11 protein-coding genes are annotated in these 16443 nt (G+C 72.3%); 3 read left to right on the top strand and 8 right to left on the bottom strand.

The window, feature by feature from the left end; all coding sequences use genetic code 11:
• Positions 1-43 precede the first annotated feature (43 nt).
• The 5 genes from ffh to AB0D29_RS29625 form a co-directional block, all read right to left on the bottom strand.
• Positions 44-1618, bottom strand: coding sequence for a signal recognition particle protein (gene ffh / locus AB0D29_RS29645; RefSeq protein ID WP_362858426.1), 1575 nt, complete (start codon positions 1616-1618; stop codon positions 44-46).
• A gap of 168 nt (positions 1619-1786) precedes the next feature.
• Positions 1787-4216 (bottom strand): [protein-PII] uridylyltransferase, encoded by a 2430-nt coding sequence (locus tag AB0D29_RS29640; protein WP_362858424.1) that lies wholly within the window; start codon positions 4214-4216, stop codon positions 1787-1789.
• A 17-nt stretch (positions 4217-4233) separates the two neighbouring features.
• Entirely contained in the window at positions 4234-4572 is a 339-nt protein-coding gene (locus AB0D29_RS29635; protein ID WP_030708521.1) for a P-II family nitrogen regulator, read from the bottom strand.
• Positions 4569-5912 carry an ammonium transporter gene (locus AB0D29_RS29630; RefSeq protein ID WP_362858422.1) on the bottom strand — a complete coding sequence of 448 codons (1344 nt, stop codon included), beginning with the start codon at positions 5910-5912 and terminating at the stop codon, positions 4569-4571. The genes AB0D29_RS29635 and AB0D29_RS29630 overlap by 4 nt, the downstream gene beginning before the upstream one ends.
• A 292-nt stretch (positions 5913-6204) precedes the next feature.
• Positions 6205-7638, bottom strand: a complete 1434-nt coding sequence (locus tag AB0D29_RS29625; protein WP_362858509.1) for a hypothetical protein — start codon at positions 7636-7638, stop codon at positions 6205-6207.
• A 489-nt stretch (positions 7639-8127) separates the two neighbouring features.
• Between AB0D29_RS29625 and AB0D29_RS29620 the strand changes: the two genes are divergently transcribed.
• On the top strand, positions 8128-8796 hold the full coding sequence (locus AB0D29_RS29620; RefSeq protein ID WP_362858421.1) for a bifunctional DNA primase/polymerase: 669 nt from the start codon (positions 8128-8130) through the stop codon (positions 8794-8796).
• A gap of 88 nt (positions 8797-8884) precedes the next feature.
• On the opposite strand, the gene ftsY is transcribed toward AB0D29_RS29620, so the two are convergent.
• Entirely contained in the window at positions 8885-10099 is a 1215-nt protein-coding gene (ftsY, locus tag AB0D29_RS29615; protein ID WP_362858419.1) for a signal recognition particle-docking protein FtsY, read from the bottom strand.
• A 142-nt stretch (positions 10100-10241) separates the two neighbouring features.
• Between ftsY and AB0D29_RS29610 the strand changes: the two genes are divergently transcribed.
• Positions 10242-11708, top strand: coding sequence for a cytosine permease (locus AB0D29_RS29610; RefSeq protein ID WP_362858418.1), 1467 nt, complete (start codon positions 10242-10244; stop codon positions 11706-11708).
• Positions 11709-11771: 63 nt separating this feature from the next.
• Entirely contained in the window at positions 11772-12758 is a 987-nt protein-coding gene (locus AB0D29_RS29605) for an LLM class flavin-dependent oxidoreductase (protein WP_362858417.1), read from the top strand.
• A gap of 40 nt (positions 12759-12798) precedes the next feature.
• On the opposite strand, the gene AB0D29_RS29600 is transcribed toward AB0D29_RS29605, so the two are convergent.
• Together AB0D29_RS29600 and AB0D29_RS29595 are read right to left on the bottom strand one after the other, a co-directional pair.
• Positions 12799-14229, bottom strand: a complete 1431-nt coding sequence (locus AB0D29_RS29600) for a sugar porter family MFS transporter (RefSeq protein ID WP_362858416.1) — start codon at positions 14227-14229, stop codon at positions 12799-12801.
• A 218-nt stretch (positions 14230-14447) separates the two neighbouring features.
• Positions 14448-16443: AAA family ATPase (locus AB0D29_RS29595; RefSeq protein ID WP_362858415.1), on the bottom strand; the 1996-nt coding region annotated here is incomplete at its 5' end.

Here is a 16443-nt window from a genome sequence, read left to right as displayed (position 1 = left end):
TGGGATCACGACCGGGGCCCTCCGCTGCGCGCCTGCGCGGGTGCTACTTCATGAACTTCTTGAACTCGTCCGGAAGGTCGAAGTCCTGGCCCGGCTGGCCGCCGCCGGCGGGAAGGCCGAAGGGGTTGCCGCCGGGCGCGGGCTCGATCTCCTGCGGGCCCTGCTCGCGGCGGGCCGCTGCCGCTGCCTCTTCTTCCTTGCGCTTCATCGGGTTGCCGCTCTTGCGCTTGCCCTTGGCCTGCTTGACCTGCTTCTTCTGCCGGCCGGGGCCGCCGCCCATCCCGGGGATGCCGGGCATGCCCGGCATGCCGCCGCCCTGGGCCATGCGGGACATCATCTTGCGGGCGTCGAAGAAGCGCTCGACGAGCGACTTGACGGCGCTGACCTCGGTGCCGGAACCCTTGGCGATACGGGCACGGCGCGAGCCGTTGATGATCGTCGGGTCCTGGCGCTCGGCCGGGGTCATCGACTTGATGATCGCGGCGGTGCGGTCCACGTCGCGCTCGTCGATGTTGTTGATCTGGTCCTTGATCTGACCCATGCCGGGCAGCATGCCGAGCAGCTTGGAGATGGAGCCCATCTTGCGGACCTGCTCCATCTGGGCCAGGAAGTCGTCGAGCGTGAACTCCTTGGGACCCTTGGCGAGCTTGGCCGCCATCTTCTCGGCCTCGGCCTGCGAGAAGGTCTTCTCGGCCTGCTCGATGAGGGTGAGCATGTCACCCATGTCGAGGATCCGGCCCGCCATGCGGTCCGGGTGGAAGGCGTCGAACTCGTCGAGCTTCTCGCCGTTCGAGGCGAACATGATCTGCTTGCCGGTGACGTGCGCGATGGAGAGCGCGGCACCACCGCGGGCGTCGCCGTCGAGCTTCGAGAGCACGACGCCGTCGAAGCCGACGCCGTCGCGGAAGGCCTCGGCGGTGTTGACCGCGTCCTGGCCGATCATGGCGTCGACGACGAAGAGGATCTCGTCGGGGCTGACGGCGTCGCGGATGTCCGCGGCCTGCTGCATCAGCTCCTGGTCGATGCCGAGGCGGCCGGCGGTGTCGACGATGACGATGTCGTGCTGCTTGGTCCGCGCGTACTCGACGGAGTCCTTGGCGACCTGGACCGGGTCACCGACGCCGTTGCCCGGCTGGGGGCCGTAGAAGGCCACGCCGGCGCGGTCGGCGACGACGGAGAGCTGGTTGACGGCGTTGGGGCGCTGGAGGTCGCAGGCGACGAGGAGCGGGGTGTGGCCCTGCCCCTTGAGCCAGAGGCCGAGCTTTCCGGCGAGGGTGGTCTTACCGGCACCCTGGAGACCGGCCAGCATGATCACGGTGGGCGCGGTCTTGGCGAAGCGCAGCCGCCGGGTCTCGCCGCCGAGGATCGTGACGAGCTCGTCGTTGACGATCTTCAGGACCTGCTGGCCGGGGTTCAGCGCCTTGCTGACCTCCTCGCCGCGGGCCCTTTCCTTGACGTTCGCGATGAAGGAGCGGACGACCGGGAGGGCGACGTCGGCCTCGAGGAGGGCGATACGGATTTCCCGGGCCGCGGAGTCGATGTCAGCCTCGGACAGCCGGCCTTTGCCGCGCAGGCCCTTGAAGGTATTCGCCAAGCGGTCGGAGAGCGTATCGAACACGGTGGTCGCGATTCCTCGGGTCGGGGGCGTTGTGGTCGTCCCCCAGGGTATCGGGCCGCGCCACCTGCATGGCCCTGCGGGCGGCTTTCCCCTCCCCGCCCCTTCCCGGAACCGGGCTCCGCCGGGCACCGCTGCCGGGGCGCAGCCCCCGGCAGCGGTGCCGCGTGGCTACGACAGGGCCGCCTGCACCGCCCCCGCCAGGGTGGCCGCCTCCGCGGGCTCCAGGGGTTTGCCCTCGGCGGTGGTGACGTACAGCGTGTCCACCGCGTTCGCGCCCAGCGTGGAGACGTGCGCGCTGCGGACGCGGACGCCCCGGGACTCCAGGGCCCGCCCGATCCGGTGCAGCAGGCCCACCGCGTCCGGCGCCCGCACCTCCAGGACCGTGGCCAGCGAGGAGACGTCCGGGACGACCGTGACCCGGGGCGGCGGCGGGACGACCCCGCGCCGACGCGGGTACGCCGCCTCGCGGTCGGCCAGCTTCGCGGGGACGTCCAGCGAGCCGTCCAGGGCCCGGACCAGGTCGCTGCGCAGCCGCGCGGCCTCGGGCAGCGCGCCGTACTCCGCCGCCACCCGCCACCGCAGCACCAGGACCTCGCCCAGCCGGTCCGGGAGCTCCATGGAGCGCAGGTCCGCCGCCCGTACGGTGAGCCGGTGCAGGGCCAGCACCCCGGCCACCGCCGGGAGGACCCCCGGCTGGTCGGGTACGGCCACGACCAGTTCCCCGCCGACCGCGTCCTCCTCCTCCTGCCGGACGTGGAGCGCGAGCACCGGTTCCCGGGTGCGCAGGGCCTCGACCGCCAGGCGTTCCTGTTCCGTGGTCGGGATCTCCGCCTCCCGCACTTCCGGGGCCGTGCCGCGCAGCACGGCGGCGACCCGCGCGACGAGGTCCGCCACCAGCGAGCCCCGCCATGCGCTCCATGCGGCGGGCCCGGTGGCCAGGGCGTCCGCCTCCGTCAGGGCGTGCAGTATCTCCAGCGTGCCCACCGACCCGACGGCCTCGGCGACCGAGCTGACCGTGGCCGGGTCGTCCAGGTCGCGCCGGGTCGCGGTGTCGATCAGCAGCAGGTGGTGCCGTACGAGCGCCCCCAGCACGGCGGCGTCCTGCGCGTCGAAGCCCACGCGGGCGGCGACGTCGCGGGCGATGGTCTCGCCGGCCACCGAGTGGTCGCCCGGCCAGCCCTTGCCGATGTCGTGCAGGAGGGCCGCCATCAGCAGCAGGTCGGGGCGGCCGACCCGGCGGGTGAGGGCCGCGGCCCGCACCGCCGTCTCGATGAGGTGGCGGTCCACCGTCCAGGTGTGGACGGGGTTGCGCTGCGGGCGGCACCGCACCCGCTCCCAGTCCGGCAGCAGCCGCGTGATCAGGCCCTCCGCCTCCAGCGCCTCCCACACGGCCACCGTGGGCTCCCCCGCTCCGAGCAGGGTGACGAGCTGTTCCCGCGCCTCGGCCGGCCAGGGCACCGGAAGCGGTTTGGCCTGCGCCGCGAGCCTGCGTACGGCGTGCAGCGATACGGGCAGACCCGCCTGCGCGGCGGCCGCGGCGAACCGCAGGGGCAGGACGGGATCGCGGTCGGGGCGCGCCGCCAGGGCCAGTACGGCCTCCCCGTCGGACTCCACCACGCCCTCGGCCAGCGGTGCCCGCGCGGCGGCCGCGGCGGCCCGGGCGCCCAGCAGCCCGCGCAGCCGGGGCCGGGCGGCGCGGGCCCGCAGCACCCGCCCGACCTCCCGCCAGGTCACGTCACCGGCGTACGCGACGACCCGCGCGGCCTCGTACACCTCGCGCAGCAGCGCGTCCGCGTCGAGCAGCCCGAGCTGCGCCGCGACCTGGTCCTGTTCCTGGAGCGAGAGCCGGTCGGTGGCCCGGCCGGTCACCAGGTGGAGGGCGTCCCGCGCGTCGAGGAGCCGCCGCCGGGCCTCGGCGAGGCCGTCGCGCGGGGCGTCGGCCAGCCAGGAGGCCGCGACCGCCCGCAGCGCGGTGACGTCGCGGAGGCCGCCGCGGGCCTCCTTGAGGTCGGGTTCGAGCAGGAAGCGGAGCTCTCCGGCGCGCTCGGCCCGCTCGCGGCACAGGGCGTGCAGTTGCGGGAGCCGTTTGGCGGCCTGGTTGCGCCAGTCGGCCAGGACGGAGGTGCGCAGTCCGGCGAGGAGTCCGGCGTCACCGGCGACGGTCCGTGCGTCCAGCAGGCCGAGCTGCACCTTGAGGTCCTCGGCGGCGGTCTTGCGGGCCTCGCCGGGGGTCCGTACCGAGTGGTCGAGGGCCAGGCCGAGGTCCCACACCGGGTACCAGACGCGGTCGGCCAGCGCGCTCAGCGCCCGCGGCTCCGCCTTGCCGTCGTGCAGCAGCACCAGGTCGAGGTCGCTGCGCGGGGAGAGTTCGGCCCGCCCGTAGCCGCCGACGGCGACCAGGGTGGCGCCGCGGACGCCTGTCTCCCGCACGGCGGTCGTGAACAGGGCGTTCAGCCAGTCGTCGGTCAGCCCGGCCAGGGCGGAACGCCGCGAAGGCCCGGACCGCGACTCCTCCTGGAGGAGTCGCAGCCGGGCCGCGGCGTATCCGCTGGGTCCCGAGTCGGCCGTGTTGTCCGTGGTCTCTTCGACGCTCGTCACCCAGGAGCTCCCGTCACCTAGAGCGCGTCAGCGCCGCGCTCGCCGGTGCGGACCCGTACGACCGAGTCCACGGGGACGCTCCACACCTTGCCGTCACCGATCTTGCCGGTGGCCGCCGCGCTCACGATGACGCGGATCAGTTCCTCGGCGTCGGAGTCGTCGACCAGCACCTCGATGCGGATCTTGGGGACGAGGTCGACCTGGTACTCGGCACCGCGGTAGACCTCGGTGTGGCCGCGCTGGCGGCCGTAGCCGCTGGCCTCGGTGACCGTGAGGCCCTGCACTCCGAAGGTCTGGAGGGCTTCCTTGATCTCGTCCAGCTTGTGCGGCTTGACGATCGCGGTGATCAGCTTCATGCGTCAACCTTCTTGCTCGCGGCGGCGGGGGCGGGTGCGGCGGTGCTGCGCGAGGCCGCGCCGCCACCGGCTCCGCTGAAGTCGTAGGCGGTCTCGGCGTGTTCGACCTGGTCGATGCCGGCGACCTCGACGTCCTCGCTGACCCGCATCCCGATCGTCTTGTCGAGGAGGAAGGCGAGCAGCGCGGACGCCACCAGAGAGTAGGCGAGGACGGAGAAGACTCCGACGGCCTGCTTGCCGAGCTGTTCGAGGCCGCCGCCGTAGAAGAGGCCGGCCACGTCGGACTGGACCCCGCCGGTGGCGAAGAGGCCGACCAGGAGGGAGCCGACGACACCGCCGACGAGGTGGACGCCGACCACGTCGAGGGAGTCGTCGTAGCCGAACTTGTACTTGAGGCCGACCGCCATGGCGCAGAGCACACCGGCGATGGCGCCGACCGCGATGGCCCCGAGCGGGCTGACCGCACCGCCGGAGGGGGTGATGGCGACGAGGCCGGCGACCGCGCCGGAGGCGGCACCGAGGGTGGTGAAGGAGCCGTGGCGCAGCTTCTCGTAGCCGAGCCAGGCGAGCATGGCGGCGGCGGTGGCGACCTGGGTGTTGACGAACATGACCGCGCCGACGCCGTCGTCGTTGCCGAGCCAGGAGCCCGCGTTGAAGCCGAACCAGCCGAACCACAGCAGACCGGCGCCGAGCATCACGAGCGGCAGGCTGTGCGGGCGCATCGGGTCCTTCTTGAAGCCGACGCGCTTGCCGATGACCAGGATCACGCCGAGGGCGGCGGCGCCGGCGTTGATGTGGACGGCCGTGCCGCCCGCGAAGTCGATGACGCCGAGCTCGAAGAGCCAGCCGCCCGCGCCCCAGACCCAGTGGGCGACGGGGAAGTAGACGACGGTGACCCACAGGACGGTGAACAGGGCCCAGGCGCTGAACTTCACGCGGTCGGCGAGGGCGCCGCTGATCAGGGCCGGGGTGATGACGGCGAACATCAGCTGGAAGACGGCGAAGACGTAGACCGGGATGGTGTAGCCGTCCCACAGCTCGGTGATCCCGATGCCGCTGAGGCCCACGTAGTCGGAGTTCCAGCCGATGAGGGAGCCGGAGTCGGTGCCGAAGGCGAGGCTGAAGCCGTAGAGGACCCAGAGGATCGTGACGATCCCCAGGCTGATGAAGCTCATCATCAGCATGTTGAGGCTGCTCTTGACGCGGACCATGCCTCCGTAGAAGAAGGCGAGTCCCGGGGTCATCAGCATGACCAGGGCGGAGCAGATGAGCATGAACCCGGTGTTCGCGGCAGACAGCGTCGGGGCGTCTGCCGCGAGGGTCGTGATGGCTGATGCCATCGGCGTCTCCTCGTCGTCGGTACGTTCGCGTGCGGGCGATCGTGAAAACCTGAGCGGCGGCATTGGGAACTGGCCGGTTATTGGCCATGAGATTCGCGCAGGCCGGTTTCCGGCGGCGCCGCTGGGTGTTTCGCGCCGATGACGAAGAGGTCGGGCGTGTTACGCGTCCATGAACTGTGCGGGTGGTGCAACCGGCCGCGGCGGTGACCCGGACGTCCTGGCTGGGGGAGCCTGATCGGGCTTCACGGGGTGACTGCCGCGGCCGGGGCCTGAGGGGCGGCCGCGCGGGCCGTCAGACGGCCTCCGCGGCTTCGGGGAGCCGTGAGGCGAGGTGGTCGGTGAGCCGGACCACCTCGGCGACGTCGCCGTACTCACGGGCGGCGCTGTCGACGGTCTTGCGCAGGCGCGTGTTCACCCGTTCGGACCGTACCTTTCCCGCCACGTCGAGGGCCATGTCGACGAGGGCCGCCGCCTGCTCCGGCTCGCGCTGGAGCAGGTGGACGGTGGCCAGGCCGATGAGGTTGAGGGCGTAGGAGCGCTGGTGCTCCTCGTCCTTCTCGAAGAGCTCGACGGCCCGCTCCATGACCGGCTCCGCGAGGGAGGCGTACATGGGGCTGCGCCCGGCCACGTAGGCCAGGTCCCGGTACGAGTGGGAGTTCTCGCCGTTCAGCTCGGCCTCGGAGAAGAAGCGGATCCAGTCGGGCTCGGGCTCGCCGCCGAAGGCGACGTCGGAGAAGGTGTCCTCGGCCATCCGCACGGCCCGCTTGCAGCGGCTGGGCTGGCCCATGTTGGCGTACGCGCGGGCCTCCATCGCATACAGCATGGCCTGGGTGCGCGGGCCGGCGCAGTCGCGGCTGCCGTACTGCGCGAGGTGGATGAGTTCGAGGGCGTCCTCGGGGCGGCCCAGGTGGATCATCTGGCGGCTCATGCCGGAGAGGATGTACGAGCCGAGCGGCTTGTCGCCGGCCTCCTTCGCGGCGTGCAGGGCGAGGACGAAGTACTTCTGCGCGGTGGGGTGCAGGCCGATGTCGTAGCTCATCCAGCCGGCCAGCTCGGCCAGCTCGGCGGCGACCTTGAAGAGCCGCTTCATGACCGGGGCGGGGTGGTTCTCCTGGAGCAGGTCGGTGACCTCGTGGAGCTGGCCCACGACGGCCTTGCGGCGCAGCCCGCCCCCGCACTGGGCGTCCCACTGGCGGAACATGACGGTGGTGGCGTCGAGGAGGTCGAGTTCCGGTTCGGAGAGCCGGGGCGGGCGGTGGCCGCCGAGGGCCCCCGTCGCCCCCGCGGTGCGCGGTCCCGGGTCGGCGGCCGGGACCGGCACCAGCCAGCGCTGCATGGGCTCGATGAGGGCGGGGCCGGCGGAGAGCGCGAGCGAGGTCCCGAGGAAGCCGCGGCGGGCCAGCATCAGGTCGCTGCGGGAGAACTCGCCGAGCAGCTCGACGGTCTGCGGGCCGGCCCAGGGCAGGTCGACCCCGGAGACGGAGGGGGTCTGGTGGGCGGTGCGCAGGCCGAGCTGCTCGATGGCCACGACGGAGCCGAAGCGCTCGGAGAACAGCTCGGACAGGATGCGCGGGACGGGCTCGCGGGGCTGTTCGCCGTCCAGCCAGCGGCGCACCCGGGAGGTGTCCGTGCTGATGTGGTGGGCGCCCATCTGGCGGGCCCGGCGGTTGACCTGCCGGGCGAGTTCGCCCTTGGACCAGCCGCTGCGGACGAACCACGAGGTCAGCTGGTCGTTGCGCGCGGCAGCGTCCTCGATCGTTCCGCTTGCGCCATTGCCGCTCACTGGAACGCCCCCATCCGCTCAGCCTCTTCCACACGAAACCCTGGCCGGGGCGCAGGGCGCCGCCACGGACCTTCACAGGTCCTTCACACATTGCCTCCGGCATACCCACGGACGGGCCTGCCTTTGGGGTTCGTGTACCGAAAGTAATCCTACGATCACCCCTGCGGCGAGGTCGATTCCAGAAACGCCACCATTCGCCACCCCTTCGAATGAACTCGCCACCGGCCAGGCGCGATTCACTTGACACGGAGGTGAAACGGATCGGATGGACTGGAGTGCGCTCGGGGCGCGCGCGGCGAGGAGTGCGCCGGGCCACCCGCGGAGGGCACCCCGTGGCGGACCGCGGTCCGCCGGTTCCGCCGGTTCCGACGACGCCGTCACCACCGGCGTCGTAACCACCGGCGCGTCCGACCCGTTGGAGGGGGCATGGGCATGGGCTTCACGATCGGCGGCAGCCGCGGCACCAGGGAGTTCCGTTCCGGCACCCGGCGCCGCGGCCGGACCTCGGAGTGCACGGCGGTGGCGGAGTACACCGGGCTGTGGGGCTGGGACGTGGTCCCCGGCGCCCGCGCCGCGGCGCCCGCCCGCGACTGTTCCTGCGGGGACGCGGAGTGCGTCTCCCCCGGGGCGCATCCGCTCCCCTTCGCACCCACGGTCAAGGCCGGGGCCACGCTGGACGAGGTCACCGAGGCCTGGGGCGACTACCCGGGCGCCGCGGTGCTGCTCCCCGTGGGCCGCAGCTTCGACGTCATCGAGGTCTGCGAGGAGGCCGGGCGGCGGGCGCTGGTGCGGCTGGAGCGGATGGGGCTGCCGCTCGGCCCGGTCATCGTGACCGCGGACGCCCGGGCGCAGTTCTTCGTGGCCCCGGGCGCGGCTGCCGAACTGCCCCAGCTGCTGTACCGGATGGGCTGGGACGACGCCGACCTCGACCTGCGGGCCCTGGGCCACGGGGCCTACGTGACGGCCCCGCCCTCGGACCGGGCCGGGCTCGGCCAGGTCGGCTGGCTGCGGCCGCCCGCGCTGGACTGCGCCGGGGGCCCGCCGCAGGCCCGGCTGCTGCTGGGCACCCTCGCCTACATCTGCCACCGCTCGCGCCGGTAGGCGCACCGGCGCCCGCACCCCCCACGCAACGGTGCCCCCGCGTTCCGGTGCGGAACTCGGGGGCACCCGTGGTGCGCGCAGACCGCGCTCAGTCGCCGATGAGCGCGTCGACGAACGCCTCCGGCTCGAAGGGGGCCAGGTCGTCCGCACCCTCGCCGAGTCCGACGAGCTTGACCGGGACGCCCAGTTCGCGCTGGACGGCGACGACGATGCCGCCCTTGGCCGTGCCGTCGAGCTTGGTCAGCACGATGCCGGTGATGTCCACGACCTCGGCGAAGACGCGGGCCTGGGTCAGGCCGTTCTGCCCGGTGGTGGCGTCGAGAACCAGCAGGATCTCGTCCAGCGGGCCGTGCTTCTCGACGACGCGCTTGACCTTGCCGAGCTCGTCCATGAGGCCGGTCTTGGTGTGCAGGCGGCCGGCGGTGTCGATGAGCACCACGTCGGCGCCCTCGGCGATGCCCTCCTTGACCGCGTCGTAGGCGATCGAGGCCGGGTCGCCGCCCTCGGGGCCGCGCACGGTACGGGCGCCGACGCGGTCGCCCCAGGTCTGCAGCTGGTCGGCGGCGGCGGCGCGGAAGGTGTCGGCCGCGCCGAGCACCACGCTGCGGCCGTCGGCGACGAGCACCCGGGCCAGCTTGCCGGTGGTGGTGGTCTTGCCGGTGCCGTTGACGCCGACGACCATGATCACGCCGGGCGTGTCCTCGCCGCTCTCCGTCTTCACGGCGCGGTCGAAGTCGGTGCCGACCAGGGTCAGCAGCTCCTCCTTGAGCAGGGCGCGCAGGTCCGCGGGGGTGCGGGTGCCGAGCACCTTGACCCTGTCGCGGAGCCGGCCGACGAGCTCCTGGGTGGGCACGACGCCGACGTCGGCGATGAGGAGGGTCTCCTCGATCTCCTCCCAGGTGTCCTCGTCGAGGTGTTCCCGCGAGAGCAGCGTGAGCAGCCCCTTGCCGAGGGAGTTCTGCGACCGGGCGAGGCGGGCGCGCAGCCGGACCAGGCGGCCGGCGGTGGGCTCGGGCACCTCGATCGCGGGTGCGGCCGGGGCCTCGGGCTCGGCGGCCGGCGCCTCGACCGGGGCCTCGACCTCCGCCTGCGGGAGTCCGACCTCCTCGATCGTGCGGCGCGGCTCTTCCGCCGTCTCTACGGCGTCCTCCCCCACCTGCGGTTCGGCAGGCGGGGCAGTGATGGTCGGCGAGCTGGGCGGTGCCGGGGGCAGCTGCTTCTTCTTGCGGCTGCTGACCACGAGCCCGCTGATCGCGCCGACCGCGACCAGGGCGATGACTACAGCAAGGATGAGGATGTCCATAACCTCACCAGTATCGGCCACGGGCGGCCCGGAGCTCGGACCCCGGGCGTCACACCGGGACGTAAGGCTCTGTTTGTGCTCTTAGCGGCACATCTACGATGATGGGCGACTTCCCCTCGTCCCTCCCCCACGGAGCAGCCGCATGCCTGCCGAGCCCGCCGACGGCGGAACCGAAACCGCGATCGAGACCCGCGGGCTGGAGCCCGTCCCGGACAGCGAGCGCGGGGGCCGGGTCCGCGACCTCGTCCCCACGTGGGTCGCCGCCAACATCAGCGTGCTGCTGCTGACCATGGGCGCGGGTCTGGTGATCTTCAACAAGCTGAACATCTGGCAGGTGCTCGTCGTCGCGGTCGCCGCGCCGGTCGTCTCGTACGGGCTCGTCGGGCTGATATCCATCGCCGGCAAGCGCGGCGGAGCTCCGGGCATGGCCCTGTCCCGGGCCGTGTTCGGGCAGCGCGGCAACCTCTTCCCGGGCTCCCTGATCTGGGTGGCCCGGTGGGGCTGGGAGACGATCAACGCGGTGAGCGGCGCCTATGCCGTGCTGACCGTGCTCGACCTGCTCTTCGGGATCAAGAGCAACACCCCGCTCATCGTCGTCACCCTGCTGTTCTTCGTGGGCTGCACCTTCGTGGTCTCGGGCCTCGGCATCAAGGCGCTGCGCGCCTGCTCCACGTGGTCGACGTACCTCTTCGGGGCCTTCAGCGTGCTCGTCCTCGGGTACCTGCTGTTCACGACCGACTGGTCCGCCGTCCTCGGCAAGCCGGCCGGCTCCACCGCGATGATGATCGCGGGCATCGGCACCATCGCGGCCGGCGGCATCAGCTGGGTGCCCTCGGGCCCCGACTTCACTCGGTACCTGCCGCGCACCGCCTCCTCCAAGGGGCTGGTGGGCGCGACGATCGGCGGCGCCGGTGTCGTCGTCCTCCCGATGGTCCTGATGGGCGCGGTCATGGCCGTCGGCACCCCGGACCTGGCCACCGCCCAGGACCCCGTGTCCTTCATCGGGGAGCTGCTCCCGACCTGGATCGCGGTCCCGTACCTGCTCGTCGCGCTCGTCGGGATGCTGCTGATCAACTCGATGTCCATGTACTCGGCCGGCTTCACCGTGCAGACCCTCGGCATCAAGGTCCCGCGGGCGTGGGCGGTCAGCGTCAACGCGGCCATCAGCCTGGTCTTCGGCTTCCTGCTGATGGTGGTCGCGACGAGCTTCTTCGGCTCCTTCATCTCCTTCCTGACGCTGCTGGCCGTCGCCTTCTCCGCATGGATCGGCGTCTTCGGCGTGGACATGCTGCGCCGGCGGACCTACGACGGGGCCGCGCTGCTGGACACCACGCGGACCAGCGCCTACTGGTACAAGGGCGGTTTCGCCTGGCAGGCCATGACCGCGTGGGCCCTGGCCCTGGTGGTCGGGCTGCTGTTCACCTCGGTGGACTGGTTCAGCGGGCCGCTCGCGACCACCTGGATCGGGCGCAACGGCCTCGGCTGGGTGGCCGGCATCGTGACTTCGGGCGTGCTGTACGCCGTCCTGCCGCGCACGGCTCCCGCGGAGCCGGAGCCCGGCGCGGCCCCGGCGGAGGAGCCCGCGCTCGCCGGATCCCTGTCCAACTGACGCCACGTCAGCTAACGTCCCCCTTCGCCCGCCCACCCACATCCGGCGAAGGGGGACTCCTCCATGCCCATCACCGTGGCCCGGTTCAATCTCGTCGACCCGAACGGCACCCCCGAGTCCCTCTCCGCCCGCTACAAGGCGGCCCTGGAGATGGCCCGGTACGCGGACGACCGCGGGATCGACACCATCCAGACCGAGGAGCACCACGGCACCGACAACAACTGGCTGCCCTCCCCCTTCGCCTTCGCGGGCGCCGTCTTCGGCGCCACCCGCCGGATCGCCGTCACCGTCTCGGCGATCATCGGGCCGCTGTACGACCCGCTGAAGGTGGCCGAGGACATCGCCGTCCTCGACCTGCTGAGCGGCGGGCGCCTCGTGACGGTCGCGGGCATCGGCTACCGGCCCGAGGAGTACGAGCAGCACGGCGTGGAGTGGGGCCGGCGCGGCAGGCTCCAGGACGAGCTGCTGGAGACCCTGCTGAAGGCGTGGACCGGCGAGCCGTTCGAGTACTGCGGCCGTACCGTACGGGTCACCCCGCGGCCCTTCACGCAGCCGCACCCGCTGCTGTTGGTCGGCGGCAGCTCCGAGGCGGCGGCCCGCCGCGCGGCCCGGCTGGGGCTGCCGTTCTTCCCCAGCGCACACCTGCCGGAGCTGGAGGCGTACTACCAGGCGAAGCTCGCGGAGTACGGCACGGAGGGCTTCTGCATGATGCCGGCGGCCGAGACCCCGCTGCTGCACATCGCGGAGGACCCGGACCGGGTCTGGGCGGAGCACGGCGAGCGCTTCCTCCACGAGGCCGGGATGTACGCCTCCTGGCAGTCCAAGGACATCCGCAGCGCCGTACGGTCGGGCGCGCGCTCGGTGGCGGAGCTGCGCGCGGAGGGCGTGTACCGGATCCTCACCCCGGACGAGGCCGTCGCGTACGCCCGGGGCGCGGGCGAGGCGGGGAACCTGGTCCTGCACCCACTGTGCGGCGGGATGCCGCTGGACGAGGGCTGGCGCAGCCTGCACCTGCTGTGCGAACGGGTACTGCCCCGGCTCAAGGACTGAGCCGGGGCAGTATCGAGGAGAGGGGTGGTGGCGGGGATGGTTACCCCATCTCCTCCAGCGCCTTGCCCTTGGTCTCCGGCACCCACTTGAGGATGAACGGGATCGAGAGCAGGGCGAAGAACGTGTAGATCATGTACGCGCCGGACAGGTTCCAGTCCGAGAGCGTCGGGAACGTGACGGTGATGACCCAGTTGGCGATCCACTGGGCCGCGGCGGCGACACCGAGCGCCGCGGCCCGGATGCGGTTGGGGAACATCTCGCCGAGCAGCACCCAGACCACCACGCCCCAGGACAGGGCGAAGAAGAGCACGAAGGAGTGCGCGGCGATCAGCGCGACCGTGCCCTGGGTGTCGGGCATGGTGATGTTGTCGCCCGTGCCCTCCTTGAAGGAGAAGGCCCACGCGGCGATCCCGAGGGAGATCGCCATGCCCGCGGAACCGATGAGGGCGAGCGGCTTGCGGCCCAGCCTGTCGACGAGGACCATCGCGATCACCGTGCCGATGATGTTGATGATCGACGTGGTGAAGGAGTAGAAGAACGAGCTGGACGGGTCGATGCCGACGGACTGCCACAGCGAGGAGCTGTAGTAGAAGATCACGTTGATGCCGACGAGCTGCTGGAAGACGGAGAGTCCGATGCCGATCCAGACGATCGGCAGGAAGCCGAAGCGGCCGCCGAGCAGGTCCTTGAAGGTGGACTTGTGCTCGGAGCGCATGGCGCGGTCGATCTCGGCGGCGCGCGCGTCGATGTCGATCTTCGAACCCTCGACCTCGCGCAGCACCTCCTTGGCCTGCTCGGTGCGGCCGACGGAGATCAGGTAGCGGGGGGACTCCGGGATGACGAAGGACATCAGCCCGTAGATCACGGCCGGGATGACCATGATGCCGAGCATCCACTGCCAGGCCTCCAGGCCGGCGATCTCGCCGCGCTGGTCGCCGTCGGCCATGTTGAGGATGGCCCAGTTGACGAGCTGGGAGACGGCGATGCCGATGACGATGGCGGCCTGCTGGAAGGAGGCGAGACGGCCGCGGTAGGCGGCCGGGGACACCTCGGCGATGTAGGCGGGGCCGATGACGGAGGCCATGCCGATGCCGAAGCCGCCGATGACGCGCCACATCGCCAGGTCCCACAGGGCGAACGGCAGGGCCGAGCCGATGGCGCTCGCGGTGAAGAGGATCGCGGCGATCTGCATGCAACGGATTCGGCCGATCCGGTCAGCGATGCGGCCGGCGGTGGCGGCGCCGAACGCGCAGCCGATCAGGGCGGCGGCGATCACCTGGGCGAGCGCCGCGGACCCGACGTCGAACCGTTCGCGGATGGCGACGACGGCGCCGTTGATGACGGAGCTGTCGTAGCCGAAGAGGAAACCGCCCATCGCCGCGGCCGCGGCGATGAAGATGACGTGCCCGAGGTGGTCGGGGCGTGCCTCCCGGCCACTGCCGGACGCGGGTGCGTTCGCTGTGCTGGTCAAGGTGTGCTCCTGGGCCCGACGCCGACGGCGGGCGGTGTGGGGGTGTACGTCTTTACGCGTGTTCCTCCAGTGGCGCACAGCAAACTGCTCACCACCACCTGAACGTCGGACACGGCAACCAGAGCTTATGGCTTCACTTTCTGAAGTCAATAGCCGATGAAAAACCGCCAAGCCCGAGTGAAGAGAGCCACAGCGTTCACTTTCTGAAGTGAGCGCGGTCAGCGCAGACGCTGACTGATGACCTTGGAGACCCCGTCTCCCTGCATCGAGACGCCGTACAGGGCGTCCGCGACCTCCATCGTCCGCTTCTGGTGCGTGATCACGATCAGCTGCGAGCTCTCCTGGAGCTCCTCCATGATCCGGATCAGCCGCTGCAGGTTGGTGTCGTCGAGCGCGGCCTCCACCTCGTCCATCACGTAGAACGGGCTGGGGCGCGCCTTGAAGATGGACACCAGCAGGGCCACGGCCGTCAGCGACCGCTCGCCGCCGGAGAGCAGCGACAGCCGCTTGACCTTCTTGCCCGGTGGGCGGGCCTCGACGTCGACACCGGTGGCCAGCATGTTGTCGGGGTCGGTCAGGATCAGCCGGCCTTCGCCGCCGGGGAACAGCCGCGAGAACACCCCCTCGAACTCCCGGGCCGTGTCCCGGTAGGCCTCGGTGAACACCTGCTCGACGCGCTCGTCGACCTCCTTCACCACTTGAAGGAGATCGGCTCTCGTCTTGCGCAGATCCTCCAGCTGCTCGCTGAGGAACTGGTGGCGCTCCTCCAGCGCCGCGAACTCCTCCAGCGCGAGCGGATTGACCTTGCCGAGCTGCTGGTAGGCGCGTTCGGCCGCCTTGAGCCGCTTCTCCTGCTGGGCGCGGACGAAGGGGCCGGGCCGGTTGCGCGGGTGCTCCGGGTCCTCGGGCAGCTCCTCGCCCTCGGCGGGCGGGGACGGCGGCACCGGCTGATCGGGGCCGTACTCGGCGACGAGCCCGGCGGACTCCATGCCGAACTCCTCCAGCGCCCTGGCCTCCACCGCCTCGATGCGCAGCCGCTGCTCGGCGCCGAGCACCTCGCCGCGGTGGACGGAGTCGGTGAGCTTGTCGAGTTCCCCCTTCAATTCCCGTCCGCGGTTGCGCGCCTCGCCGAGCTCCCGCTCGCGCAGGCCCTTCGCCCGTTCGGCCGCGACGCGCTCCTCGTCGGCCCGCAGCAGCGAGACCTCCACGTGCGCGAGGAGCTGCCGGGAGCCGTCGGCCACCGCCCGGGCCACTTCCGCCTCGTGCCGCAGCCGCGCCCGGCGCCGCTCGGCGCGGGCCCGGGCCTCGCGTTCCGCCCGGGCCGCGCGGTCGAGGGAATCGGCCCGTCCGGCCAGCCCCTTGACCCGCTCCTCATGGGTCCGCAGCTGCAGCCGGGCCTCCATCTCGGTCTGCCGCGCGTTGGCCCCGTCGGCCGCGAGCCGGTCCCGGCGGGAGCTGTCCGGCTCCTCGTCCACCGGCAGTTCCTCGGCCGTCGCGAGCCGTTCCGCGCACTCCTCCACGTCGGCCAGCGCCTGCTCCAGCGCGTCCTGGGCCTTGGCCGCGGCGGCGGCGCTGCGCTCGGCTTCGCCGGCGGCCCCCTTCGCCTGCCCGGCGAGCCGCCCGAGCTGCTGCGCGACGCCGGCGCGGGCCTGCTCCGCGGCGCGGCGGCGCTCGGCGAGCTCCTCGACCAGGGCGGCCGCGTCCTGGCGCCGGGACCGGGCGGCCGTCTGGGCCTCGGCCAGTTCCGCACAGCGCTCGTCCAGCGCGGTCAGCTCCGCCGCCGCCTCGTCGACGGCGGCCTGCACCTCGATCAGGCTGGGCGCCCCGGCGGAGCCGCCGTGCGCGAGGTGCGCTCCGAGCACGTCTCCGTCGAGGGTCACGGCCACCGCGTCGGGCCGCGCCGCGACGAGGGCTTCGGCCGCGTCGAGCGTGCCGACGACGACGTGGTCGCGCAGCACCCAGGCGGCCGCCCGCCGCGCCTCGTCGTCCCCGTCGACCAGCCGCGCCGCGGGAATCCCCGCGCCCGCGTCGACCAGCCGAACCGCGGAAGCAACCTCGCCTGCCGGCCCGTCGCCGGGGCTCCGCCCCGCACCCCGCGCCTCGAACGCCGGCGGGGCTGGAGCGTTCAGCCCCGCCGGCGTTCGAGGCGCGGGTCCGGGCAGGCCTCGGACTACGGCCCGAGCTGCAGCTCGGACCTCGCAACGGACAAGGCCC

Origin of the sequence: Streptomyces sp. NPDC048424 (genome assembly GCF_040651555.1) — a bacterium.
Classification (GTDB): Bacteria; Actinomycetota; Actinomycetes; order Streptomycetales; family Streptomycetaceae; genus Streptomyces.
Note: the sequence above shows the minus strand (reverse complement) of the source record. Positions and strands in the feature narration are given on the sequence as shown.